Genomic DNA, 24,774 nt, shown 5'->3' with positions numbered 1-24,774 from the left:
ACATGGACATCCCTGCCCCGGCGGACCGTACGCATCTGGAATGCCAGGTCCTGGTGGTCGGCGGCGGCACCGCCGGGACCATGGCCGCGATCACCGCCGCCGAGCGCGGCGCCGACGTGATCCTGCTGGAGAAGGCGCACGTACGGCACAGCGGCGCGCTGGCGATGGGCATGGACGGCGTGAACAACGCGGTCATCCCCGGCAAGGCCACGCCCGAGGACTACGTCGCCGAGATCACCAGGGCCAACGACGGCGTGGTCAACCAGCGCACGGTCCACCAGACGGCCACGCGCGGCTACGACATGGTCCGGCGGCTGGAACGCTACGGCGTGAAGTTCGAGAAGAACGAGCACGGCGAGTACGCGGTGCGCCGGGTCCACCGCTCGGGCAGCTACGTCCTGCCCATGCCGGAGGGCAAGGACGTCAAGAAGGTCCTCTACCGCGTGCTTCGCCGCCGCGACATCCGTGAGAAGGTGCGCATCGAGAACCGGGTGATGCCGGTCCGCGTGCTGACCAGCGAGGGCCGTGCCGTCGGCGTCGCCGGGTTCGACACCCGCTCGGGCCGCTTCGTCACGGTCGCCGCCGGCGCCGTTATCCTCGCCACCGGCGCGTGCGGACGGCTCGGCCTGCCCGCCAGCGGCTACCTGTACGGCACGTACGAGAACCCGACCAACGCTGGCGACGGGTACGCGATGGCCTACCACGCGGGGGCCGAGCTCAGCGGCATCGAGTGTTTCCAGATCAACCCGCTGATCAAGGACTACAACGGCCCGGCCTGCGCGTACGTCGCCAACCCCTTCGGGGGCTACCAGGTCAACGCCGAGGGGGAGCGGTTCGTCGACTGCGACTACTGGTCCGGCCAGATGATGGCCGAGGTCGCCAGGGAGATCGCCTCGGCCCGCGGCCCGATCTACCTCAAGACCAGTCACCTGCCCGGCGAGACGCTCACCGCGCTCGAGAACATCCTGCACACCACCGAGCGCCCCACCCGGGGCACCTTCCACGCGGGGCGCGGGCACGACTACCGCACCCACGACGTCGAGATGCACATCTCCGAGATCGGCCTGTGCGGCGGCCACTCGGCCTCGGGCGTCTGGGTGGACGAGAACGGCGCCACCACGGTCCCCGGCCTGTACGCCGCGGGCGACCTGGCCTGCGTGCCGCACAACTACATGATCGGTGCGTTCGTGTTCGGCGACCTCGCCGGCGCCCACGCCGCCGAGCATCACCGGACGCCGGGCGGTCTGCCGGAGGACCAGATCGCCGACGCGCACGAGCTGGTCTACCGCCCGCTGCGCAATCCCGACGGCCCGCCGCAGCCGCAGGTGGAGTACAAACTGCGCCGGTTCGTCAACGACTACGTCGCCCCGCCGAAGACCGCCAGGAAGCTGGACATCGCGCTGGAGACGTTCGAGCGGATGCGCGAGGAGATCGCGGCCATGGGCGCGAGAACCCCGCACGAGCTGATGCGCTGCGCAGAGGTGACGTTCATCAGAGACTGCGCCGAGATGGCCGCCAGGTCCTCGCTGGTCCGCACCGAGAGCAGGTGGGGTCTCTACCACGACCGCGCCGACCTGCCCCGCCGGGACGACGACGAGTGGCTCTACCACCTCAACCTGCGCAAGAACGCCGCCGGGGCGATGGAGTTCGTCAAGCGCCCGGTCGAGCCCTATCTCGTGCCGGTCGAGGGATTCGCTCCCCGCCCGGCCGAGCCCGTCCTGCTCGGCGCGTACGGCACGGCGGGCGGCCAGGCCGGCACGGCGCGGCGCAGGGCGGGCGGGCGGCTCGCGGTGGAGGCGATCGGGCGCTCGCCCCGCATCCTCGAACTCCTGCGGCTCGCCGACGGCGAGCCGGCGCTGGACCAGATCACTCCCTACCTGGCGGACGCCGACCCCAAGGTGCGCAGGGCCGCCGTGGCGACGCTGACCGAGACCGCGCCCCGGGGCGTGGAGACCGCGCTGGTCCGGGCCCTCGCCGACCCCCACGGCACGGTGCGCCGCGCCGCCGCCACCGGCCTGCGGGAGCTCGTGGAGGTGTTGCCCGCGACCGCCGAGTTCGGCGCGTCGCTCCGCGCGGCCGCCGGTTACGGAGAGGAAGCGGCCGGTGGAGTGGCGGCGGATGGGGTGGGGGCCGGGGCGGCGGGGGATCCGCTCGTCCGTGCGGCCGTTCTGGACGTCCTGCGGGCGCTGCGCCTCGGTGACGCCGCGTTGTTCGAGGCGGCGCTCGCCGACGCCGATACGCGGGTGCGGATCGAGGCGGTCAGGGGCCTGGTCGCGCTCGACGACGCGGAGCGGGTGGCGCTCGCCGCCGGCGACGAGGACCGCGAGGTACGCGTGTGGGCGGCCAGGGGGCTCGGCGTCGTCGGCCTGCCGGCCGGCGCCCCCGCCGCCGCGCGGCTGGTCGCCGACCCAGACCTCCTCGTCCGGGCCGCGGCGCTGGAGGCGTTCGCCGGGCTCGGGCCGGCTCTCCAGGCGGAACCGGTCCTCGCGGAGACGGTCGTACGGGCCCTGGCCGATCCCGCCTGGCAGGTGAGAGTGGGCGCGGCACGGGGACTGGCGGCCGCAGGCCCGGCCCTCGCGGCTGGACCGCTGGTGGCGGCGCTGGCCGATCCGCACCTCGACGTGCGCAAGGCCGCGGTCCTCACGCTGTCCGCGTGGGCGGTGCGGCCCGAGGTGACCGCGGCCCTGCGGGATGCTCTCGGCGACTCCGACGCCGACGTCCGGGCCTACGCCCGCAGGGCGCTGGACACCGCCACGGCCGAGGCCACCGGGGTGCCGGCAGGGGTCTGAATGTGCGGGGGCACCGGCTTGGAACCCCGCGGCCGGGGCCCGGCCGGCCGATCACGCCGGCACGTCCACCCGCGTCGCCGCCGCGTCGGCCGGACCCTTCAGGCCACGGACTCGACGACCGGAAGGTCTGGCGATATGCCGTGGGGGAGACGCCCAGCGCGGCGGTGAGGTGCTGACGGAGGGAGGCGCCGGTGCCGAACCCGGCCTCGGCGGCGATCCGGTCCACGGGCAGGTCGGTGCTCTCCAGCAGATGGCGGGCGAGTTCGACGCGCTGCCGGATGAGCCACTGGCCCGGGGCCACGCCGACCTCCTCGCGGAAGCGGCGGGTGAAGGTGCGCACGCTCATCCGGGCATGTCCGGCCAGCTCCTGAAGAGAGAGCGGCCGGTGCAGGTTCTCGAGGGCCCATGCCCGGGTGGCCGACGTGGACAGGTCGGTCGTCGTCGGGACGGGCCGTTCGACGTACTGCGCCTGGCCGCCCTCCCGCCACGGGGGGACGACGCAGCGCCGGGCGACCTGCCGGGCGACCGCGGCGCCGTGGTCGCGGCGCACGACGTGCAGGCACAAGTCGATTCCGGAGGCCACGCCCGCCGAGGTCAGCACGTCGCCGTCGTCGGTGAACAGTACGTCGGCATCCAGCCGCACTCGCGGAAACAGCCGCCGGAAGCGGTCGGCCTCGTTCCAGTGCGTGGTCGCGGGCCGGCCTGTGTCCGCCCCCGCGGCGATGCTGAAGATTCGCTGCGTCGCCTTCACGCTCAGCGAGGGCCGGTTCGGCACGACTGCGGACCCGGACGACGGCCACGCCGCCGGTGGGAGTCGCGAGCTGACCGGCACACGTCAGCCGGCGTGCGCCGCCCCGCCGGCCGCGCGGTCCTGACCGTGACAGCCGAGATCCCCGGCTGAGGCCCGGTCGGCCGCCGAGTCGCGCCCGCGCCGCGTCGTTCGTGGGGTCGCCCGGGACGGAGCAGAAATCCCTTTATTACATGTCGAATGTGTGGAGAACCTGTGCCAGGATGAAGCCCGTGACCGATTCCGACCGTGGTGCGCAATCCGTGGACCTGGCCGTGGCCGCCGTCCCCGCCCCCAGGGGTGCGGCGGAGGCGCCCGGTGTGCGGCGCGACCCCTACCCCGGGGACACGCACTGGTACGACCTGCCGGACGACGACGCCGCGCCGGAGGAGGACGAGGACGGGCGCGGGCCCTGGTGGCGCCGGCTGTTCAGGTGACGGTGAAGCCGCTGAACAGGACCGTGGCGAGCCCCAGGGCCAGCACCACGTTGGCCACGGTGGCGGCGGCGAAGACCACGACCGGGCGCCAGCCCGCCTCCCGGAGCGAGGCCACCCGGAACTCCAGGCCGATGCTGACGAAGGCCAGGATGAGGAACCAGGTGCGCAGGTCGTTGGCGACGCCGACGACGGCCTTGCCCTCGGCCGCGCCGACCGTGGTGAGATACCAGGTGGTCACGACCGAGGCCGCGACGAAGCCGAGGACGAACTTCGGGAACCGCCGCCACAGCTCGCCCGCGCCCGGCCGCTCGGCATCGGGACGGCGCTCGACGCGGAAGGCGAACCAGGCGGTCAGCGCGACCACCACGACGCCGATGAGGGCGTTCTGAGTGACCTTGACGATGGTCGCGACGGCCAGCGCGTGCTCGCCCGAGAGGGTGCCCGCCGCGGTGACCGCCGCCGTCGTGTCGATGTTGCCGCCGATCCAGGCGCCCGCCACCTCCGGGCTCAGCCCCAGGGCGGAGGCCAGCGCCGGGAGGACGAAGATGGACGGAAGGGCGAACGCGATCACCAGGCTCGCGCTGTAGGCGAGCTGCTCGCGCCTGGCCTGTACGGCTCCCGCCGCCGCGATCGCGGCGCTGACGCCGCAGATGGACACCGCGGCCGACAGCAGCGCCCGCAGCCTGTCGTCCAGCCCGAGGCGGCCGCCGAGCCACCAGGTGAACAGGAACACCGCGCTGATCAGCACGATGCCCTGGACGATCGCGGGACCGGCCGCCGTGGCGATCACCTTCAGATTGATCGACGCCCCGAGGAGCACGAGCCCGGTCTTGATGAAGAACTCGGTGCGGAAGCCGCCGGCCAGGCGGTCGCGCAGCCCGGTCGCGGTGAGCACCGCGTTGCCCAGCAGGCCGAGGGCGATCGCGTAGACGGGATACTCGATGGCCTTGGCCAGATCGGACCCGGCGAACCACTCGGGCACGCCCTTCTCCAGGGCTCTCGTGCCGGCGGCGAGGACGAGGACGACGAGGACGCCCAGCGTGGGCCACTGCCACGCCGCGGCTCTCGCTGCGGCGCCCGGAGTGGCTCTCGTGGTGGCGGGGACGGCCGCTTCGTCGCTCGTCACGGCACCAGTCCGGTCGGGATCACGCCGGTGATGACCAGCGCGAGGAGGACGAGACCCACGATGGTGGCGGCCCAGTCCTCGTTGATCGCGGCACGGGTGTGCTCGCCGACGGTCGGGGGGTGTTGGTTGCTCACGCCGGACGCCTCTCTCGGTAGTGCGAGTGCTCGGCACGACTGTGGGACGGCAATACACATCAAGTCAATAGGGAATGCAGGAAAATGGAGGGTGGTGGCGGCATGGTGGGCCGTGGGCGGGGGTGCGCAGGGCTGAGATATCTCCTCAAAGCGAGTAGGAAATATTGACTTCTCGGGCCCGTGATCGTACGTTCGGCGGTATGAGCCGGGGCGTCCGTCTGACCAGGTCGATCCGGCCGCTCGCGACGCGCGCGAGGGCATCGGCCGGTGCGCCGAGCTCTCCGTGACCCGCGACTCCGCTTCGCCCGAACGTCGTTCCGATCTGGAGGACCGTCTGTTGACCATTCGCGAACCCCGGCCGATCGGCCTCGCCCCGGACCCGGGACATCCCGCGGCTCCTCCTGGCGGAACCGCTCCGTGCACGGACGTCCGGCACCGCCGGGGGCCCGGCCACGAGGCGGTGGCCCCGTGAGCTCTCTCGTGGTGCTGGTCGGCAACCCGCGCGGCGGTTCCCGGACCCATCTCGCGGCGGTGTCGGCGGCCGAGGCACTGGGGCGCCGCATCGGGCACGAGGGGCCGCCCGAGGTCGTGGACCTGTCCGCGATCGGCCCGCACCTGTTCACCCCCGGCCCCTCGCCCACCCTGGAGGTGGCGCTGGAGCTGGTCGCCGGAGCGCGGGTGCTCGTCGTCGCCAGCCCCACGTACAAGGCCACCTACACCGGCCTGCTCAAGGCGTTCCTCGACCGCCTCCCCGGCGGCGCGCTGACCGCGACGGTGGCGCTGCCGCTGCTGGTCATGGGCGCTCCCCGGCACGCCCTGGCGGTCGAGCTGCACCTGCGTCCCGTGCTGGTCGAGCTGGGCGCGCTCGTGCCCACCCCCGGCCTGGCGCTGCTGGAGGCCGAGATCCCCGACCTCGACCGGGTCCTCGCCGACTGGACGGAGCGAGTCGCCCCGCAGGTGATCGCGGTCGTGGAGAAGAGAGCGACCGCGTGAGCGGCTCCGGCGGCATCGTGCGCCGGGCGTCGTCCTCGGTCTGCCGCCGCTGCGGGAGCCGCGCCGGGGAGTAGTGATGGGCTGCGGCGGATGCTCGTCGCCGGTCGAGCCCGGCCGGGACCTGCCGTGCCCGCGCCGGGCGGTAGGGAGCTGACGTGACCCGCGGGACGCAGAAGGACGACCCCTGCCGGCGCGACGCCGCGCTCAGAGGCTGGGAGGAGGTGCGCTCCCACCCGCTGTTCCGCCACCTCGGGGGCTACCTGTACGCGGCCGACGAGCGCGAGCTGCCGCACGACCGGTGGGCCTACATCACCCCCGCGGGCAGCGTCTACCACCACCCCGGAAGGCGCGCCGAGCCTGGCGAGTGGGCATGGGTGTTCGCGCACTGCCTGCTGCACGCGGGCTTCGGGCACCTGGACCCGCGCAAGGCCCTGCCCGGCGACCTGTACGGGGAGGAGACCCCTCGCCGGGAGCAGCCGCTGCGCGCCCCCCGGCACGCGTACCTGGCCGCCTGCTGCCTGAGCGTGGACAGGTTTTTGACCACCCTCGGAATCGGCCGGGCGCCGGAGCCGCTGCCGCCCGCCTTCCCGCCCGAGGACGAGCGGACGCTGGCCGGCCTGTGGCGCACGTCAGGGGTGCCCGACGAGTTCGACGTGCCGGCCTTCCCCGACTTCTTCGCCGGAACGGTCAAGACCGCGAAGGCACGCAACTACGAGAAGGAGTTCGCGGTCGGGGTCTGCACCGCGGCGACGACGGCCATCGAGGTGGCCGGGGGCGTGCACGACTGCGTTCACGGCGCGGCGAAGAAGCCGTGGGACCACGCGCTCACCTGGTTCGTGTCGTCGTACCCGCTGCTGGGGGCGCTGGCGGCGGGCATGACCATCGTGGCGGACGCCGGCCTCGCGCGCGCCCGGGACATCGCGGTGGCCGCGGCCGATGCCGAGGCCGGCGAGATGTACGTCAACCCGCTGGTCTCGATGACCGCCGAGGAATGGCGGTTCGTGCTGGCCCGCGAGATGCTGCACGCCGTGCTGCGGCACGACGAGCGGATCGGCCGGCGGGAGCCGTACTTGTGGAAGGTCGCCTGCGACTACGCGGTCAACGGCTGGCTGACCGAGATGGGCGTCGGCGAGATGCCCGAGGGACAGCTCCACGATCCGGCGCTGCGCGGGCTGTCCTGCGCGGCGGTCTACGACCGGATCGCACGCGACCGGCGTCGCCTGCGCGGGCTCGCACCGCCGCGCGGGCGCGGGCCGGGCGGCCTGCCCGGCGGGCCGCTGCCGCGTCCGGGCGCCCTGGGGCGTTACGTGGATCTGGACGAGTACTACCGCAACGCCCTGGTCACCGGCCTGGCCTACCACCACAACGAGGGGAGAGGCAGCCTGCCGGCCGGGCTGGAGCAGGAGATCCAGGCGCTCGACCATCCTCTGCTGCCGCGGAAAGCGGCGCTCGCGCGCTGACCCGAGGAGCACGCCCGGCCCGTCGAGCGGCGCGGGTCCTACGGCGTCGAGGTCCCGGCCTTCCGCCGAATCCGTGGTCATGGCGAAACCTCTCGCTGGTGGTGGGGCCGGCGGACAACCTCGCGCGCATGACGTTCGCCGCCCCCACGGCCCCTGGCCGCCACGCCGCTCGAACTCGTGGCCTTCCGCATCGGACAGGGGGTGTTCGGCGGCCTGCTCATCCCGCAGGGGTTCGTCCTGCTGGTGCGGGTGATCCCCCGTGAGTCGATGGGCAGGCTGTTCGGCCTGTTCGGGCCCCTGCTCGCGGTGTCGTCGATCAGCGGCCCGGTGGTCGCAGGGCTGCTGATCGAGCTCGACCCGTTCGGCCTGTCCTGGCGCTCGGTGTTCCTCCTCAACGTCCTGTTCGGAGTGCTGATGCTCGTGGCGGGGCTGAAAGTCATCCCGCCCTTCGGCGGCGACGCGTCGATCCGCATCCGTCCGGGCGCCGCCTTCACCTTGATGGCGGGTCTCGGACTGCTCCTCGCCGGACTGGTCGACGGCGGCACGAGCGAGTGGACCGCCCGGGCACTCGTCGGCACGGTCGCCGGAGCCGTCGCGCTGGCCGCGTTCGCATGGCAGCAGGCACGCACCAGCAGGCCGCTGCTGGAACGGTCGCTGTTCGGCAACCGCGGCTTCGTGGCCGGTCTGGGCATGGGCTGCTGCTTCGGCGACGTGTTCGCGGTCGCCCTCGGCGACGTGAACGCCGCCCAGGCGGGCAGCGCCGGCGGCGTGCTCAACGCGGTGCAGCAGATCGTCAACGCGGCCGGTTCCGCCATCGTGTCGACGGTCTACCTGGCCACCGTCACGCCGGGGGCGCCGTCCAGCGGCGTTCTGCCCTGCCTGCTGCTCACCCTGGCCATCACCGCGGCGTGCGCGATGAGCATCCCGCTGCTTCCGCGCCGGGGAGTGCTCGCGCACTGAGCCTTCCACGCTTCCGGAAGGCACCCGCATCCACATCCGTACCGTTCGGCGGCCTGCCCTACTCGGGCTCCCACACCGGCCCTTTCATGTCGCGGCGTTCCGCGACCTGTCCATACCGGCATCACGCCGGAGGAGTACCGCACCGCCGTCAGCGTCCTGGAGCGCATGACCGCCAACCTGACGTCCGATCCGTCCTGATGACGATCGCCGCCCCCGCCGGTCACCGCCGCGAACCGTATGAGACGATGATCGGCCCCGGGGCGGCCGCGCCGGGGAAAACAGGTGACGGGACGCCGACAGAGGGGCTTCACGGTAATGGCTGTCATCCATCACACCACCTTGGCGCCAGGCAAACTGGAGCTGCTCACGTCATGGCTTCCCGCTCAGCCCTGGTACGAGGGCAACGGGCGGCCGGAGCTGACGAAGGCGGGCGGCTTCCGCCTCGACGACCCGCAGGGTGAAGTCGGCATGGAGTTCATGGTGGTCACCGACGTGTCCGGCGAACGGCCGGTGTCCTACCAGGTGCCGCTCACCTACCGGGGAGCGCCGCTGGAGGGAGCCGATCACGCCCTCGTCGGGACGATGGAGCACGGCGTCCTGGGACGGCGGTGGGCCTACGACGGCACGCACGATCCGGTCCTCGTCGCGCAGCTTCACGCTTTGTTCCAGGGCGACATCGAGGCGCAGGACCAGAACGTGAGCGACACCCCCGACCCCTCGGTCACCGTGAGCTTCACGGGAGCGGCGGCGCCGGGCCCGATCCGGCTGACGGCCGTGGCCGAGGCGCCGCACGCCACCGACATCGTCCTGCGCACCCTCACAGCGGACGGCGCAGCGGACGGCGCAGCGGGCGGCCCAGTGGCCGGTGCAGTGGCCGGTGCAGTGGACGGCGGCCGGGGCGGACGGCTGACCATGCGCGTGACCCGCGTTCTGCGGCCCGGCGAAGCCGACGCCGCCGACGCCTTGGGGCACCTCACGGCCGGTTGGCGGCTGCCGGACGGCACCGAGGTCCGCGGCGTGTTCGCCGTCGTCACCGGGGCGTCTCGCTGACCGCGCCTTCCCCTAGTCGTCCGGCCGCTGCGGGCGGGCCTCCGCTCTGACGGGTGGGTCACCTCGTCTCCGCTCTCCGAGGTCTTCTGGGGCTTCCTGGGGCTTCCGGGGGCTCTCCTGGACGCTTCCGGACACGCCGCCGAGGGCGCCCGCCGGGAAGGCGGTCAGTCCGGTGTCCCGGCGCGTGCCGTGGCGGCGAGGGCCGTGGCCGCCGCGGACCGCAGCGCCGCGTCGTCCTCCTCCTCCGAGGCCCAGGCGACGTGCCCGTCCGGGCGGATGAGCGCGGCGCGGACCAGCCGCCATTCGGGCCGGGACCCGACCGGCCCGTCCACGCACACGGCCAAGCCCGGCGGCATGGGCGGTTCCGGGGACGCGGTCACCCGGCCGGCGAGGACGCGGCCCGCTCCCGTGAGGTCGAGCAGCACGTAGCGCCCGGGGACGAGCAGCGCGAACAGCCCCCGCCCGCCGGACAGCCGCAGGTCGGGGGCCCGGGTCCCCACGAGCGGATGATCACCGGCGTCCCGCCCGTACGACACGCCGACGCCGGAGATCTGTTCCGCGAGGAAGCGGGAGAACTCCGGCACCCGCGCGATGGCGTCGTCCAGGACCGACCGCAGGGCGAGATTCTCGGGCGTGAACGTCGTCATGAGCGCGGTCTGCCCCCGGGTCAGCCGCAGCGTGGCCGCACCCACCGGGTGCCTTTCCGCGTGGTAGGTGTCCAGCAGCCCTTCGGGAGCCCAGCCCCGCACCGTGGCGGCCAGTTTCCAGCCGAGGTTCGACGCGTCCTGCACGCCGAGGTTCAGGCCCATGCCCCCGGCGGGGAACAGGCGGTGCGCGGCGTCTCCGGCCAGCAGGACGCGACCGCTGCGGTATCGGTCGGCGAGGCACGAGGCGGATCCCGTGCCGGACACCCACACGGGATCGCGCAGGCCGAAATCGGTGCCGGCGACGGCCACGAGCCAGGCGCGCAGGTCCTTGTCCGCGGGCCGGCCCCCGCGCCCGAGGACACCGGCGCCGTCGACGCCCGCCACCCGGTGGAGGCCGGGGCCGATGGGCACGACCAGCACCTGACCGGTCTCGCCGGTCGTCTGGAAGTACGGCACCGCCGGGGGATCGTCGAGCGTCACGTCGGCGACCCAGGCGTACGCGGTGGAGGCGGTTCCCGGAAAGCCGATTCCCGCGGCCGAGCGGACCGCGCTGCCCGCCCCGTCGCAGCCGGCCACGAAGCCCGTCTTCAGGGTGTAGGGCCCCGCCGGGCCCTCGGCCCGCACCACGACCCGGTCCGCGTCCTGCGTCAACGCGGTGAAGGCGTGCCCGCGCCGGACGTCCACCCCCAGGTCGCGGGCGTAGCCCTCCATCAGCTCCTCGACCTTCGGCTGCGCGAGCAGAAGGACGTACGGGAAGGGGGTGTCGAGCGTCCCGTAGCTCATCCGGTGGTCGAGGAGACCGAAATGCGAGTCGGGCACCCGGGTGCCCCACGCGGCGAACGACTCGCCGACGCCGCGCGAGGCCCACAGCTCCATCGTGCGGGGGTGGATCGTGAAGCCCTTGGAATGCGGGTCGCGTTCCGCCCGTCTCTCCAGGACCGTGACCTCGACGCCCGCGAGACGTAACTCCGCCGCGAGCCACAACCCGGTGGGGCCGCCTCCGACGATGACGACTTCTCCCATGCGCCTCTCCCAGGAACGACCCGCTGACGTGATCGTCGGTGCGAGGACGACGGACCGCGCGTGCGGCGCCCGGCCCTCGTCGCCCCGTCATCTTCTCCCGGCGAAGGGGACGGCGCCAGCCGGTGACGGCCCCGCTATGGGCGGGGCCGTCGCAGGACGCGGACCTGCCGGGGGGCCAGGGTCGTGTCAGAGGCCAGGGCGGGTCCGTGGAGGGGTTCGCCGGGGATCGCGGACAGGTCGACGTGCCGGTCCGTACGGTTGATCAGGAACCAGTAGTCGCCGGTTCCGTCGGTGCGGACGGCGACGTCGACCAGGCCGCGGGCCTCGGGCGGCAGCTCCGAGGAGACCCCGGCGACATCCAGCAGGCGGGGGAGGACGACTCCGAGGCCTTCCGAACCGAGCCGGGTGGAGACGTACGACGCCGACCCCGCTCCCGTGCGGCGCGTCGTGACGGCGGGGCGTCCCGCGTGGTCGCCGGACTTGTACGTCGCCACGACCTCGGTCGCCGGGTCGGTGAGGTCGATCCGGTCGGTCCACAGGGTGCCGGACACGCCGAGGTCGAGGTCGACGGCCTCGCCGGCCGGCAGGGGCCCGAACTCCTCGATGCGGATGCCGAGCAGGTCGCGCAGGGCCCCGGGGTAGCCGCCGAGCCACACGTGGTCGTCCTCGTCGACGATGCCGGAGAAGTAGGTGGTGACGAGGTGCCCGCCCGAGGCGACGTAGTCCTCCAGCCTGCGCGTGAGCGCGGCGGGCACGACGTGCAGGATCGGTGCCACGAGCAGCCGGTAGCCGCTGAGGTCGTCGTCCACGTCGACCACGTCCACCCGGACGCCCGCGTCGAGGAACGCGGTGTACCAGTCGAGGGCCTCCTGGCGGTAGCGCAGCAGCGAGGTGGGATGGGAGTCGAGCTCGCCGGCCCACCACGAGTCCCAGTCGAACACGACGGCCACGGAGGCGCGGCGCCGCCGGCTGCCCGCGACCGGCGCGAGGGCGGCCAGCGTGGCGCCCAGCTCGGCGACCGACCGGAACACGTCACTGTCGGTGCCCGCGTGGGGGACCATCGCCGAGTGGTACTTCTCGGCCCCGCCCGCCGACTGCCGCCACTGGAAGAAGCAGACGGCGTCGGCGCCGTAGGCGACGTGGGTGAGCGAGTCGTGGGCGAGGCCGCCGGGCTTCTTGGCGAGGTTGACCGGCTGCCAGTTGACCGCGCTGGTGGAGTGCTCCATCAGGAACCACGGCAGGCCGCCGGCGAGCGAGCCGGTGAGGTTGGCCGAGAAGGACAGCTCGTCCTGGGCCTGGGGGCCGGTCAGCAGGTAGTGGTCGTTGGAGACGAAGTCGACCTCGCCGGCCCAGTCGGCGTAGTCCATGCCCTTGGTCTCGCCCATCACCATGAAGTTCGTGGTCACGGGGACATCCGGGGTCAGCTCGCGCAGGATGTCGCGTTCGGCGCGCAGGTGGTCCTTGAGCGCGTCCGAGGAGAACCGCTTGAAGTCCAGTTGCTGGGTGGGGTTGGGATAGGAGGCCGCCAGGCGCGGCGGCAGGATCTGCGACCAGTCGCCGTAGCGCTGGGACCAGAACGAGGTCGCCCAGGCGCGGTTCAGCTCGTCAAGCGTGCCGTACCGTGCCCGCAGCCACTCGCGGAAGGCGGCCGCGGCGTCGTCGGAGAAGTCGTAGACGTTGTGGCAGCCGAGCTCGTTGGAGACGTGCCAGGCGGCGAGAGCGGGGTGGCCGCCGTACCGCTCGGCGAGGGCCCGGGTCAGCCGCAGCGCGTGCTCCCGGAAGACGGGCGAGGTGGGCCGCCAGTGCTGCCGCGCGCCCGGCCACAGCGTGTGGCCCTTCTCGTCCACGGGGAGGATCTCCGGGTGCTTCGCCGTCAGCCACGGCGGCGGCGAGGCCGTCGCCGTGGCCAGGTCGACCGCGATGCCGTGGACGTGCAGCAGGTCCATCGCCTCGTCGAGCCAGCCGAAGTCCCACACGTCCTCGCCCGGCTGGATCCGGGCCCACGAGAAGATCGCCAAGGAGACGATGTTCACCCCGGCCGCCCGCATCGCGCGCATGTCCTCGTCCCAGACCTCCCGGGGCCACTGCTCGGGGTTGTAGTCGGCCCCGAACCCCAGGCGGGCCCGTCCGGGGTCGGACGGCCAGCGCAGCCACCGGTGGCCGTGGTCAGATCGCACAAGGACTCCTGCTTCAACTCGGAGATGGTCACGTGAACATGGGCGGCGAGCCTACGCCGGGGACGAACGGGAACCTGGCTACTTGACGGTGAAGCCCTGCTCCTCGCCGTACTTCAGGGAGGCGTCCTGCCAGGCCTTCAGGCCGTCCTGCAGAGTGGCCGAGGAGGTGTACGCCTTGCCGACCGTGTCGTTGAAGATGCTGTTGGCGTAGACCTGGAAGGGCAGGTAGGACCAGCCGTTCACGACCTGGGAGGCGGACTCGGCGAGCACCTGGTTGACCTTCTGGCCGCCGAAGTAGGGGAACTCCTTGTCCTGGAACTTCGGGTCCTGCAGCTGGGCGGTGGTGGCGGGGAAGGCGCCGCCGTCGACCCGGGTCTGCACTCCCTCGTCGACGTTCGCGTACTTCAGGAACGCGTAGGCGAGGTTCTTGTTGGCGCTGCCCTCGGGGATCGCCAGCGAGCTGCCGCCGTTCTCGGCGGTGGCCCTGCCACCGGCCCCCCACTGCGGCATGGGCGCGACCTGCCACTTGCCCTTACCGGCCTCGACCCCGGACTCGAGGTTGGCGGGCATCCAGGCGCCGATGACCAGGGTGGCGATGCTGCCGTCACCGAGGCCCTTGTACCACTCGTCGCTCCAGCTGGTGACCGGCGCGAGCAGCTTGCCGTCGATCAGCTTCTGCCAGGTGGCGGTGAACTTCTGCGTGCCCGGCTCGGCGAAGTCGATCCCGACCGTGGTGCCGTCGACCGTGTACGGCTTGCCGCCCGCCTGCCAGATCATGCTGGTGGTGAAGCCGGCGTCACCGGTGTCGTTGGTGATGTACGCCTTCGGGTTCGCCTTGTGCAGCTTCTCGGCGTCGGCCGCGAACTCGTCCCAGGTGGTGGGCACCTTGAGGTCGTACTTGTCGAAGACCTCCTTGTTGTAGAACAGCGCCATCGGGCCGGAGTCCATGGGCAGGCCGTAGATGCCGTTGCCCATGTGGACCGAGCTCCACGGGCCGGGGGTGAAGGTGCCGTCGAGCTTGCCGGCGCCCAGGGCGCTGAGGTCGGCGACCGACTTGGCGAGGGCGAACTGCGGCAGGGCGTAGTACTCCACCTGAGCCACATCCGGCACTCCGGATCCGGCCTTGATCGCGTTCTGCAGGGCGGTGTACTGGTCGTTGCCGGTGCCGGCGTTGACCAGGTTGACCTTCACCTTCGGATACTTGGCCTGGAAGTCCGCGACGACCTGCTTGAGCGTCGGCTCCCAGGCCCAGACGGTGATGGAGCCGCCGGTGTCGAGCGCCTTCTGGATGTCGGCGTCGGAGACGGTCGCGGACGCCGCGGGGGCGGCGGGCGCGTCGGCGGCCGAGGAGGAGGCGTCGTCGCCGGAGCCGCAGGCCCCGGCGGTGAGCGACACGGTCAGGGCCGCGCCCACGAGGAGGGCGCGGCGGCGGGTTATCGCCATGGGATATGCCTTTCTGAGTTGTCCGGGGAGACAGACGTCGGTGGGAGCGGTCGTTCCTTGTCCGGTCACTCCTTGACGCTTCCGGCGGCCAGGCCCGACTGCCAGTAACGCTGGAGCAGCAGGAACGCCACGATCAGCGGGACGATCGTGAGCAGCGATCCGGTGATCACGAGGTTGAAGACGGCCTCGCCGCCCGCCGTGAGGGCCTGCTGGTTCCATTCCTTGAGGCCGACGGTGAGCGGATACCAGCTCGGGTCCTTCAGCATGATCAGCGGCAGGAAGTAGTTGTTCCAGGTCGCGACCACGTTGAACAGCAGGACCGTGACCAGGCCGGGGGCCAGCAGCGGCAGGCTGATGCGGAAGAAGGTGCGGAACTCGCCCGAGCCGTCCACCCGCGCCGACTCCAGGATCTCCTTGGGCACGGCGTCGGTGGCGAAGGTCCACATCAGGTAGAGGCCGAACGGCGAGACCAGCGACGGGATGATGATCGCCCACGGGGTGTCGGTCAGGCCCATCTTGGCGAACATCAGGAACGTGGGGACGGCGAGCGCGGTGCCGGGCACCGCCACCGCCCCGATCACCACGGCGAACACCGCCTTCTTGCCGGGAAAGTCGAACTTCGCCAGCCCGTAGCCGGCGAGCGCCGCGAGCAGGGTCGCGCCGCCCGCCCCGGCGACCACGTACAACAGGGTGTTGAGCAGCCACCGGAGGAAGATCCCGTCGTTGTAGGTGAAGGCCGCGCCGATGTTGTCGAACAGGGCGAAGTCGTCGTCGAACCACAGGCCGAACGAGCCCAGCAGCCCCTCCTGGGTCTTGGTGGCGTTGATCACCAGCCACACCAGGGGGAGCAGCGTGTAGACGAGCATGAGCGCGGTCAGCACGGTGAGCGTCGCGTTGCGGGGGCCGCGCGGGGACCGGCGGCGCTTGATCACCAGAGGGCCGGGGCCGGTCTTGTGGCGAGGCGCCCGGTCGGCGGTGGGGGTGGAGGTCGCCATGACTCAGACCGCCTTCCGCATGCCGCGCAGCTGGACGATGTAGGCGACGATCATCGTGATGATCCCCATGACGATGGCGACCGTCGCCGAGTAGTCGAACTGCTGCCCGTTGAAGGACAGCGAGTAGGCGTAGTAGTTCGGCGTGAAGTAGGTGGTGACCGAGTTCGGCGCGATCGTCTTGAGGATGCTCGGCTCGTTGAACAGCTGGAAGCTGCCGATGATCGAGAAGATCGTGGCGATCAGCAGCGCGCCGCGCAGGGCGGGAAGCTTGATCGCCCAGATGATCCGGAGCTGGCCGGCCCCGTCGAGCGCGGCGGCCTCGTACAGCGAGGGGTTCACCACCTTCAGCGCCGAGTAGAGGATCAGCATGTTGTAACCCACGAATTCCCAGGTCACGATGTTGCCGATGGACGCGAGGACCAGGTCGGGCGACAGCGGATCGGGCAGTGAGATCCCGAACACCTCGTTGAGGTTGCCGATCAGGCCGAACCTGGTGCCGTACATGAAGCCCCACATCAGCGTGGCGACGACCGCGGGCACCGCGTACGGCAGGAACACCGAGATCCGGAAGAACGCCGAGCCGTACAGCCTGCCGCTGTCGATCGCCAGCGCGACCAGCAGTGCGAGGAACAGCATGATCGGCACCTGGACGACCAGGAAGAGCGCGACGCGCCCGAACGCCGACCAGAACTGCGGGTCCTGCAGGGCCTTCAGGTAGTTGTCGGCTCCGACGAAGGACGTCCCCCCGATGAGCCGGGTGCGGAACAGGCTCAGGTAGACGGAGTACGCGATCGGGGCCAGGAAGACCAGCGCGAAGACCGCCATGAACGGCCCCACGAACCGCCACCCGATCCATGACCGGCGTCTGCCGGTCATGGCCCCCCGACCATGCGAATACCCTTCCGAGACCACCGGCTCGCTCCTCTCCGCGGTGTGGTTACCGGCCGTGACTCTCCTGTTCACGTCAACATCACGAGCATGTTTACGTGAACATCGCGAGCGAACGAGCACGGCTCAGTTGTCGCGGAGGGTGATCTCTCGAGTCGCCAGGGTAATGTTTACGTAAACTTCTGCTGCGGTATGGTGGCACCCGTCCATTGAGAGGTCAAGGCTCGCCCACGTCACACCCGGTCGGATCGCGGCGTACGATCTCCGGCGACGGGTGAGCAGGCGGGAGCGACACAGGAATGGATCCGGACGGCCCGGCCCGGCAGGTCCCGGCGCCGATCGGCGGTGCGCAGCGGGGCGGCTCGGGCATCCCGGGCGGGCGCCGCAAGCAGCGGGTCTCCATGGCCGACGTGGCCAGGCTCGCGGGCGTCTCGTCCCAGACGGTCTCCAGGGTCGCCAACGGCCATCCCGGCGTCGTCGGCGCGACCCGCGAGCAGGTGCTCGCGGCGATGCGCGAGCTGGGCTACCGGCCCAACAGCGCCGCCCGGGCGCTGCGCTACGGGCAGTTCAACACGATCGGCGTGATCCTCTTCGGGCTCGCGTCGACCGGCAACAGCCGCACCGTGGAGGCGATCGCGACCCACGCCGCGGCCGAGGGGTACGCGATCACGCTGATCCCCATCGGCGTTCCCACGCAGGACAACGTGCTGGGCGCCTTCACGCGGATGGGCGAGCTGGCCGTCGACGCCGTCATCGTCATCATCGAGATCCACCTGCTCGACGCCGGCACCGTGACGCTTCCTCCAGGAGTCCACGTCGTCGTCGTGGACTCCGACGCCGGAGACCGTTACAGCGTCGTCGACACCGACCAGGCCGAAGGCGCCCGGCTCGCCGTACGCCACCTCCTCGGCCTGGGCCATGAGACGGTCTGGCACGTCACCGGCCCGGAGACGTCCTTCGCGAGCCAGCGCCGCGCGCAGGCGTGGCGCCTGGCCCTGGAGGAGGCCGGACGCCCGGTGCCCCCACCGTTGCACGGCGACTGGTCGGCCGGGTCGGGCTACGCCGCCGGGCTGGCGCTGGCCGGCGAACCCGGCTGCACGGCGGTGTTCGCCTCCAACGACCAGATGGCCCTCGGCCTGCTGCGCGCCTTTCATGAGAAGGGGCGGGCGGTTCCCGCCGACATCAGCGTGGTCGGCTTCGACGACATCCCCGACGCCTCGTGCTTCGTGCCACCGTTGACGACCGTCCACCAGGATTTCGCCGAGGTCGGCCGGCGCTGTGTCCAGGGCGTCCTGCGGCAGATCCGCGAGGGCGGCGCCTCGCGGCCCGGCACCGACCTCGTCCCCACCCGCCTGGTCGTCCGCGACAGCACGGCGCCGCCACGCACCCGGACCTGAGACGAGGTCCCGAGGCACGGGGGATCCGGTCAGCAGCCGCCGCCGCAGCCGTCGTCCTGAGCGGCGGCGGAGGCGGAGACCGCGGCGGCCGGCACGGCCCGGCAGGCGTCCCCGCGAAGCGCGCTCCGTGCCCTCGATCAGCTCCCGGGCGACACCGCACCGGCCGGGACGAGCATGGATCAGGTGGTCCTTCCGGCGGTCAGCGACGGCATGGCGGGGATCACGGCGGCGAGCCATCCGTCGGGGTCCGCGGTGAAGTGCGGCGCCTCCCGCGTCTCCCACCACGACCGCACGGCGAGGACCGTCTCCGCCTCTCCCGTCCGGCCGTCCCGGTAGGCGACCTCGCGTCGCCCGGTCTCCCTTGACCACGACGCGGCCCCGCTTCGCGCCCGCGTCGTAGTCGTTCCAGTTGATGCCGTGGCCGGCCCACAGCATCTCCTGCATCTGGCCGGTGGACCTGCCGTGGAGCTCCGGTTGGGGGAACTTCGCCTGCGCGGCCATGGTGATGCTGTTGCGCACGCAGTCGCGCTGCCGCCACAGGAAGTAGTTCGCGACCTCGAGCGGGTCGGCCAGGGTGAACGCGCGGGCGTCGAACGTGGCACGCCGGCCGCCGACGCCGCCGGAGGAGGGGTACGCCTCGTTGAACGCGACCGTCGCGATGCTCGCGGCCACGCTGACGATCTTCTGAGTGACGCCGCCGAACCACGGCTGCGTGGACGGGGTGGCGAAGTCGGTCACCAGGACGCTGCACTCGTCGGACTGGACGTACGCGAACACGCTGCCGGCGATCTCCTCGCCCTGCGCCGCCTGGCCGGGCCTCGTGGGTGAATGATGCAGGATCTCAAGCCGTGGTGGGGTGCCGCCACAGGTGAGGGCGGCCGGGGACCGCCGCGGGCGTGACCCGGGGCGACCGCGACCACCAGGGGCCGGAAAATCACGCGGGACCATCCAGCCCGCAGACCTTTCCGCTCTTCGGTCTCGGTCTTCACGCCCGATGTCCGCGCCGGCCGTACACGTCCGAGGGCATGGGGCATCTCCTGCGGAGAATCGACGGGAATAACGGGGAGCGGCCTTCGCGTCATGGCCACATGCGAGCGCCCGCCACCGGCGAATGCTGAAAACAACCGGCGCTTCGCCTTGAGTCCGAAAATAGCCCTCACCGAATGACGGCGAAAGCGTCACCGGGCATTCTGGTCGCCGAAACCGATATTCGGACCGGTGCCGGTTCTGCCCGTGCCGTCAATCGCTTGTGGGAAAAGGTGCGCGGACGTATTTTGAGTGGGGCCGTGGCCTTTCGGCTCCCAGGGCTCTCGGATGAGGTGACCCGGCGATGAAGCGTCGATCAGGCAGCGGTGTGCCCGACCCGAATGAGATCGCGGAGTTGCGGGTTCGGGCTGATGCCGGCGACCAGAACGCGGCGGGGCGCTTGGGGGAGTTGCTCGCCAGGAGCGGTGACAAGGAAGGCGCGCTGTACGTGTGGGCTCGAGCCTACGGCGGCTCCTCGCCCACGACGAAGCGGTTGGCTGAATTGATGGCCGAAGACGGTGATCCGCAAGGCGCGGTGCGGGCGTGGGAGGCGTCGGACGCTCTGTGGTACAACCCGGAAGGTCTTCATCAGGAGCACATGCGCAGCCTGGATCCCGAGGACCGGATGTGGGAAGACGACGGCCCAGAGGAGTGGGGGTTCATAGAGGCGGAACAGTTGACCGTGACGCTGGTAGAGCGGGGAGATGAGGCGACGATCGCGGAGCTGCGCGCCAAGGCCGATGCCGGCGACTCCTACGCGGCGATGCTGCTGGCTGTGGGCGAAGAACGCTATCGCCGCAGAAGGAACGCGAGGGCGCGGCCAGAAGGCCCCCTTGCGGAGTGACCGTCGATCGGTGTGAAGACCTCGCCCGGCGTTCGGGCGCGAGTATCGGCATGTCGCGACTTCCTTCTCAGCTCGGCGGTTTCCGGGGCGCACGCCGCCGCGACCGTACCGGGGCCCGCGGGGAGCGTGCCCGCTCGGGGGAGTCGCGGGCACGCTCCCGGGGTCACCAGCGGACCGGGACCTCGCGCAGGCCGCCGACGGCCAGCCCCTCCACGCGTTCCAGCTCCTCCACGGGCACCGCCAGCTCCAGCGTCGGCAGCCTGCGCAGCAGCACCTCCAGGACGACCTGCAGCTCGGTGCGGGCCAGCGCCTGCCCCAGGCAGGAGTGGGCGCCGGAGCCGAAGGCCAGGTGGGGGTTCGGGCTGCGGGTCAGGTCCATCTCCGCGGCGTTCGCGAAGGCGGTCTCATCGCGGTTGGCGGCTGCCATGCCGCACACCACGGTCGTGCCGCGGGGCAGCACCGTGCCGCCGACCTCGGTCTCCTCGGGCAGGTAGCGAGGCAGGCCGAAACCGGAGTTGGTGTCGAAGCGCAGTGACTCCTCCACCGCGGTGCGGACCAGCGACGGGTCGGCCAGCAGCCGTTCCCACCGGGAGCGGTCGGCCAGCAGCATGGAGACCATCTTGCCGATCATGTTCGCCGTCGTCTCGTGCCCGGCGACCAGCAGAGCCATGCCGGTGACCACGATCTGGAGGTCGGACAGCCCACCCTCTTCGGGGCCGCCGGCCGCGATCAGCTCGCTCAGCAGGTCGTCTGCGGGCGCGGCGCGCCTGGCGGCGACGAGGTCGGACATGTACTGGAAGAAGTCGCCCTGCGCGGCCTCGGTCTCCGCCCTGCCGTACCGGGTGAGGTTGAGCAGGGTGTCGGACCAGTAGGAGAACCGGTCCCGGTCGGCGGAGGGCACGCCGAGCATGTCGCAGATCACGTAGACCGGCAGCGGGAAGCCGAGGCCCGCCCTGAGATCGCCCGGCGTGCCGCGCTTGACCATGTCGTCGACGAGGTCTTCGGCGATCTGGATCATGGCGGGCCGCATGGCGTCCATGCGCCTGACGGTGAACCACCTGCTGATCAGACGGCGCCAGTGCCGGTGCTCCTCGCCGCCGTCCGGGATGATCGCCGCCATCTCGCCGCCGAACACTCCGCCGCCGTCCGCCGACACCCGGGCCGCGTCGGCCGCGTCGAGCCTGCGGGTGAAGCGCGGGTCGGCCAGCACCTGCTTGACGTCCTCGTAACGGGTCAGCAGCCTCGCTGGGTCGCCGCTGGGCAGCGTGACGTGCGCGACCGGACAGGTGGCGCGCAGTTCGGCCCATTCCGCCGGCGGATCCAGCGCCGCGTCGTTGGGGATCGGGTAGTTCAGGATCTGCTCGTCGGCATTCATTCCGGCGTCTCCTCGTACATAGGTGGTCGGTCGCCGCGAACCCTCCTGATCGGAAGGACGGCGCCCATCACGTATGCCCGGGTAAGCGTGAAGGCCGGTCGTGCGGGTGTCCGTCGGTAGGCAAACTCCCGGAATGTCTCAGGGGCGGACCGCGACCGTCCACGTGGCGGCACGCGTAAGCGCGCCTCCTTCCGGAGACGACAACGGAGGGGGCCGCGTGGAGGACCGGTGGACACGATCATCAATTGGCTGTGGGGCCTGTCGGGCATCGTGCTCTACACGGTCGTGGCCGCGCTGGTCTTCGCCGAGGACGCGCTGTTCGTCGGCTTCGTCGTGCCGGGCGAGACGGCCGTGGTGCTCGGCGGTGTGTTCGCCGCCGAGGGCAGGCTGTCGGTCTACTGGCTGGGGCTCGTGGTGACGCTGGCCGCAATCGCCGGCGACAGCACGGGTTATTTCATCGGCCGCCGCCTCGGCCCCAGCGTCCTGGACGTACGGGTGCTGCGCCGCCGCCGCGATCGCGTGGAGCGGGCCCGGGCGCTGATCCGCCGCTGGGGTCCTCAGGCGGTGCTCGTCGCGCGGTTCGTCGCGTTCCTCCGCGCCCTGATGCCGACCCTGGCCGGGGTCTCGCACATGGATTATCGGCGGTTCTTCCTGTTCAACGTCCTGGGCGGGGTGATCTGGGGAGTCGGTTACACGCTCGTCGGCTTCTTCGCCGGAGCGGCGTACGAGCGGGTGCGGACGGCCGTCGGCGGTGTGGTCGCGGGCGTCATCGCCGCGGCCGTCGTGGCCGCGCTGGTCGTGTGGCGCGTACGGCGGCACCGCAGAGGCTCCCGCGAGCGCGAGGACGTCACTCACTGACCCGGGCAGCGGGGTCTGCCGGGGGCGCCTCTCGGCTGGTCGAACACGTGACGATCTCGACCGCGGCTGTTTGTCGGTCCCGTCTGACAGGCTGGATCCGCTTCAAATTCGGAATCGCATGAGGGGGGCCGCATGGCCGACTGGCGTGAGGTCGCCGAATCGGCACCGGAGTTCGCCGGCCGGATCAGGGCGTCGTTCGAGTCGCACAAGCACAAGACCATCGCGACGCTGCGCAAGGACGGTTCACCGCGGGTCAGCGGCATCGAGGCCTACATCATCGGCGACGACCTGTGGTTCGGGTCGATGCCCGGTGCTCTGAAAGCCCGCGACCTGCGGCGTGACCCGCGCTTCGCACTGCACGGCCCTCCGGTTCTCCTCGGCGCCGGCGATTCCGCCGGTGCGGCCGGCGACACGAAGCTGTCCGGACACGCGGTCGAGGTCACCGATCGGGACCGGATCGCGCCGATGCTGGCCGCACGCGGGTTCGGCCCCGGTGATTTCAGCGAGTCCCATTTCTTCACGGCCGACATCCGTGAGGTCGTCCTGACGCGGATCGAGGGGACCGCCATGGTCATGGATCTTTGGCGTCCGGGGCAGGGACTCCGCCGTCTCGAGCGCGCCTAGACTGCATCACTTTTTCAGGCGGCCCCGGCGTCCGCGGCGGGCTTGAGCACTTCCCTGCACCAGGTGCGGAAGTCCGTCGATGTGGGTGTGGCGGTCGCCCAGTCCGCGTCGTAGATTCCGTGGTCCTGCGCGGCGAACGCCTCGGTCACGTCCTTGACCGCCTGGTCGCCGGCGCCTCGGGAGCGGAGAAGCGACGCGTAGTCGTCCACGCTCGTGCGACGGTAGGCGACCGGCCGCCCGAGCTCCTGGCCGATCACCTCGGCCATGCCGTCAGGGGTCAGCCGGTCGGGACCGAACACGGGGAGGTTCTCCTGCCCGGTCCAGGACAGCTCGGTGAGCAGGCCTGCGGCGGTGCCGGCGATGTCCCGCGTCGCGATCAACGCCAGCGGCAGGTCACCTGCACAGGTCAGGGAGAACGCGCCGTGCCCGCGGATCGCATCGAGTTGCCCGAGGAGGTTCTCCATGTAGAAAGGCATGGACAACGCCCGATACGCCGCACCGGACGTGCGGAGTTCGGCGTCCATCGCGAAGGCCGCCGAGAGAACGCCGGCCGGGGCCGGCCAGCCGTGCCCGGCGCTGGACACCCCGACGACGTGACCGACCTCGTGACGGGCGATGGCAGCGGCACCCGCCCGGGCGAAACCGAGGTAGTGCTCCTCGGCGCTCGGCGCCCGCGGGTTCGGCGGGACGAGCCAGAACAGCGCTTCCGCCCCGGGCAGTGCCTTGTCGAGCACGGCCGGATCGTCGTGGGAGCCGGCGACGACCTCGACCCGCTCCCGGACCGTGTCATCCAGACGCGAGGCGTCACGGACGATGACCCGGACCTCCTTGTCCTGGTCGAGCAACTGACGGACCAGCTGACTGCCGATTCGTCCTGTCGGTGTGGTGACGACGATCACCGAATCTCCTCTAACGTGAACATGAACTCCGGTTCCGAATATAGAGACGGCGTCCGCGCATCGTCAACTAAAGTGGAGTGACCATGACCGCTCCCGAACGTGCGCTGCGCGCCGACGCCCGGCGTAACCGCGAGGCCGTCCTCGACGCCGCCGGCGAGCTGTTCGCCCGGCGAGGCGACGCCGTGCAGATGGACGAGATCGCCGAGCGCGCGGGCTTGGGCGTCGGCACCCTCTACCGGCACTTCGCCGACAAGCAGGCGCTGCTCGCGGCGATCATCGGCCGCCGGTTCGAGGCGATGACCGCCATGGCCCGCGCCGCCGACGAGGCCGAGGATCCCTGGGTGGCCTTCGAGACGCTGCTCTACGGCTATCTGGAGTCCGCGCAGGCCGACGCCGCGTTCCGCTTCGCGCTCCTCGGCCCGGAGGAACCGAGCTGGAACGACATCGCCGCGGAGAAGACGGATTTCTCGGCGATCACCGAACGCATCGTGCGGCGCGCCGTCGGCGCCGGCCGCCTCCGCGAGGACTTCCGCGCCGATGACTTCGTCCTCATCACCCGTGGCGCCATGGCGAACATGACCGGTGCCGGTGACTGGCGCAGGCACCTGACGCTTCTGCTCGAGGGCATCCGCGGCCCCGAACGCTGATCCGCACCGAGCCTCCGGATGCCCGGCGCCAGGCGTTCCGGTGGTCGACACGATGCCACTGGGCGGCGGGGCCGACGTCCCCTGCGCGCTGTGGTTGTCGATCGAGCTGGACACGGTCTTCGTCCTGATCGCCGGCACGGTCTTCAGCGCCTGGGGCCGGTCCCGGGGAAAGCCCCCGCCGGGAGGTGCTCGTCG

At 71.6% G+C, this 24,774-nt stretch carries 21 protein-coding genes and 1 pseudogene; 12 read left to right on the top strand and 10 right to left on the bottom strand.

Translation table 11 applies throughout. From position 1 onward, the window contains the following. Positions 1 to 2 precede the first annotated feature (2 nt). The gene (locus tag AB0O28_RS21435; protein ID WP_363642709.1) at positions 3 to 2,789 is read left to right on the top strand and encodes a fumarate reductase/succinate dehydrogenase flavoprotein subunit; all 2,787 of its coding nucleotides are present in this window, start codon (positions 3 to 5) and stop codon (positions 2,787 to 2,789) included. A 109-nt stretch (positions 2,790 to 2,898) separates the two neighbouring features. Here AB0O28_RS21435 and AB0O28_RS21430 read toward each other — a convergent pair. After that, positions 2,899 to 3,492 (bottom strand): annotated as a pseudogene (locus AB0O28_RS21430) (helix-turn-helix domain-containing protein); the annotation flags it as partial. Positions 3,493 to 3,809: 317 nt separating this feature from the next. On the opposite strand from AB0O28_RS21430, the gene AB0O28_RS21425 reads away from it, so the two are divergent. Continuing rightward, the gene (locus AB0O28_RS21425; protein ID WP_363642707.1) at positions 3,810 to 4,013 is read left to right on the top strand and encodes a hypothetical protein; all 204 of its coding nucleotides are present in this window, start codon (positions 3,810 to 3,812) and stop codon (positions 4,011 to 4,013) included. Here the strand turns inward: AB0O28_RS21425 and AB0O28_RS21420 are convergent. Both AB0O28_RS21420 and AB0O28_RS21415 read right to left on the bottom strand, forming a co-directional pair. Next, complete coding sequence (locus AB0O28_RS21420) at positions 4,006 to 5,139, bottom strand: putative sulfate exporter family transporter (protein ID WP_363642705.1); 1,134 nt, start codon at positions 5,137 to 5,139, stop codon at positions 4,006 to 4,008. The genes AB0O28_RS21425 and AB0O28_RS21420 overlap by 8 nt on opposite strands. Beyond that, positions 5,136 to 5,273: a hypothetical protein gene (locus AB0O28_RS21415; protein WP_363642703.1), complete on the bottom strand. Its 138-nt coding sequence runs from the start codon at positions 5,271 to 5,273 to the stop codon at positions 5,136 to 5,138. Before AB0O28_RS21415 ends, AB0O28_RS21420 begins: the two co-directional genes overlap by 4 nt. A 468-nt stretch (positions 5,274 to 5,741) precedes the next feature. On the opposite strand from AB0O28_RS21415, the gene AB0O28_RS21410 reads away from it, so the two are divergent. The 4 genes from AB0O28_RS21410 (at position 5,742) to AB0O28_RS21395 (ending at position 9,736) form a co-directional block, all read left to right on the top strand. Next, a complete protein-coding gene (locus AB0O28_RS21410) occupies positions 5,742 to 6,266 on the top strand; it encodes an NAD(P)H-dependent oxidoreductase (RefSeq protein ID WP_363642701.1) in 525 nt (174 codons plus the stop codon). Positions 6,267 to 6,421: 155 nt separating this feature from the next. Beyond that, complete coding sequence (locus AB0O28_RS21405) at positions 6,422 to 7,726, top strand: hypothetical protein (RefSeq protein ID WP_363642699.1); 1,305 nt, start codon at positions 6,422 to 6,424, stop codon at positions 7,724 to 7,726. A 177-nt stretch (positions 7,727 to 7,903) separates the two neighbouring features. Beyond that, a complete protein-coding gene (locus AB0O28_RS21400) occupies positions 7,904 to 8,686 on the top strand; it encodes a hypothetical protein (protein WP_363642697.1) in 783 nt (260 codons plus the stop codon). Between the two features lie 315 nt (positions 8,687 to 9,001). Beyond that, entirely contained in the window at positions 9,002 to 9,736 is a 735-nt protein-coding gene (locus AB0O28_RS21395) for a 1,4-alpha-glucan branching protein (RefSeq protein ID WP_363642695.1), read from the top strand. A 164-nt stretch (positions 9,737 to 9,900) separates the two neighbouring features. Here the strand turns inward: AB0O28_RS21395 and AB0O28_RS21390 are convergent, their stop codons facing one another. The 5 genes from AB0O28_RS21390 to AB0O28_RS21370 form a co-directional block, all read right to left on the bottom strand. Beyond that, on the bottom strand, positions 9,901 to 11,439 hold the full coding sequence (locus AB0O28_RS21390) for an FAD-dependent monooxygenase (RefSeq protein WP_363642990.1): 1,539 nt from the start codon (positions 11,437 to 11,439) through the stop codon (positions 9,901 to 9,903). A 101-nt stretch (positions 11,440 to 11,540) separates the two neighbouring features. Beyond that, the gene (locus AB0O28_RS21385) at positions 11,541 to 13,583 is read right to left on the bottom strand and encodes a beta-galactosidase (RefSeq protein WP_363642693.1); all 2,043 of its coding nucleotides are present in this window, start codon (positions 13,581 to 13,583) and stop codon (positions 11,541 to 11,543) included. A gap of 78 nt (positions 13,584 to 13,661) precedes the next feature. Further along, positions 13,662 to 15,026, bottom strand: coding sequence for a sugar ABC transporter substrate-binding protein (locus tag AB0O28_RS21380; RefSeq protein WP_363642691.1), 1,365 nt, complete (start codon positions 15,024 to 15,026; stop codon positions 13,662 to 13,664). A gap of 65 nt (positions 15,027 to 15,091) precedes the next feature. After that, positions 15,092 to 16,021, bottom strand: a complete 930-nt coding sequence (locus AB0O28_RS21375) for a carbohydrate ABC transporter permease (RefSeq protein ID WP_363642689.1) — start codon at positions 16,019 to 16,021, stop codon at positions 15,092 to 15,094. 3 nt (positions 16,022 to 16,024) lie between these two features. Next, the gene (locus AB0O28_RS21370) at positions 16,025 to 16,897 is read right to left on the bottom strand and encodes a sugar ABC transporter permease (RefSeq protein WP_363642687.1); all 873 of its coding nucleotides are present in this window, start codon (positions 16,895 to 16,897) and stop codon (positions 16,025 to 16,027) included. Positions 16,898 to 17,208: 311 nt separating this feature from the next. Between AB0O28_RS21370 and AB0O28_RS21365 the strand changes: the two genes are divergently transcribed. From AB0O28_RS21365 to AB0O28_RS21355, 3 genes are all read left to right on the top strand, one after another. Continuing rightward, entirely contained in the window at positions 17,209 to 18,306 is a 1,098-nt protein-coding gene (locus AB0O28_RS21365; protein ID WP_363642685.1) for a LacI family DNA-binding transcriptional regulator, read from the top strand. 688 nt (positions 18,307 to 18,994) lie between these two features. Continuing rightward, entirely contained in the window at positions 18,995 to 19,138 is a 144-nt protein-coding gene (locus AB0O28_RS21360; protein ID WP_363642683.1) for a hypothetical protein, read from the top strand. Positions 19,139 to 19,636: 498 nt separating this feature from the next. Continuing rightward, positions 19,637 to 20,176 (top strand): hypothetical protein, encoded by a 540-nt coding sequence (locus AB0O28_RS21355; protein ID WP_363642681.1) that lies wholly within the window; start codon positions 19,637 to 19,639, stop codon positions 20,174 to 20,176. A gap of 163 nt (positions 20,177 to 20,339) precedes the next feature. On the opposite strand, the gene AB0O28_RS21350 is transcribed toward AB0O28_RS21355, so the two are convergent. Next, entirely contained in the window at positions 20,340 to 21,551 is a 1,212-nt protein-coding gene (locus tag AB0O28_RS21350) for a cytochrome P450 (RefSeq protein ID WP_363642679.1), read from the bottom strand. A gap of 228 nt (positions 21,552 to 21,779) precedes the next feature. Between AB0O28_RS21350 and AB0O28_RS21345 the strand changes: the two genes are divergently transcribed. Together AB0O28_RS21345 and AB0O28_RS21340 are read left to right on the top strand one after the other, a co-directional pair. Continuing rightward, positions 21,780 to 22,409 (top strand): DedA family protein, encoded by a 630-nt coding sequence (locus AB0O28_RS21345; RefSeq protein ID WP_363642677.1) that lies wholly within the window; start codon positions 21,780 to 21,782, stop codon positions 22,407 to 22,409. A 132-nt stretch (positions 22,410 to 22,541) separates the two neighbouring features. After that, the gene (locus AB0O28_RS21340) at positions 22,542 to 23,033 is read left to right on the top strand and encodes a pyridoxamine 5'-phosphate oxidase family protein (RefSeq protein WP_363642675.1); all 492 of its coding nucleotides are present in this window, start codon (positions 22,542 to 22,544) and stop codon (positions 23,031 to 23,033) included. 14 nt (positions 23,034 to 23,047) lie between these two features. Here the strand turns inward: AB0O28_RS21340 and AB0O28_RS21335 are convergent, their stop codons facing one another. Next, entirely contained in the window at positions 23,048 to 23,932 is an 885-nt protein-coding gene (locus tag AB0O28_RS21335; protein ID WP_363642673.1) for an NAD(P)H-binding protein, read from the bottom strand. 83 nt (positions 23,933 to 24,015) lie between these two features. On the opposite strand from AB0O28_RS21335, the gene AB0O28_RS21330 reads away from it, so the two are divergent. Then, positions 24,016 to 24,579 carry a helix-turn-helix domain-containing protein gene (locus AB0O28_RS21330; RefSeq protein ID WP_363642671.1) on the top strand — a complete coding sequence of 188 codons (564 nt, stop codon included), beginning with the start codon at positions 24,016 to 24,018 and terminating at the stop codon, positions 24,577 to 24,579. Positions 24,580 to 24,774: the final 195 nt, after the last annotated feature.

The sequence above is a fragment of the Microbispora sp. NPDC088329 genome, assembly GCF_040685655.1.
Classification (GTDB): Bacteria; Actinomycetota; Actinomycetes; order Streptosporangiales; family Streptosporangiaceae; genus Microbispora.
The sequence above is the reverse complement of the archived record's forward strand: the minus strand, read 5'-3'. Positions and strand labels throughout refer to the sequence as shown.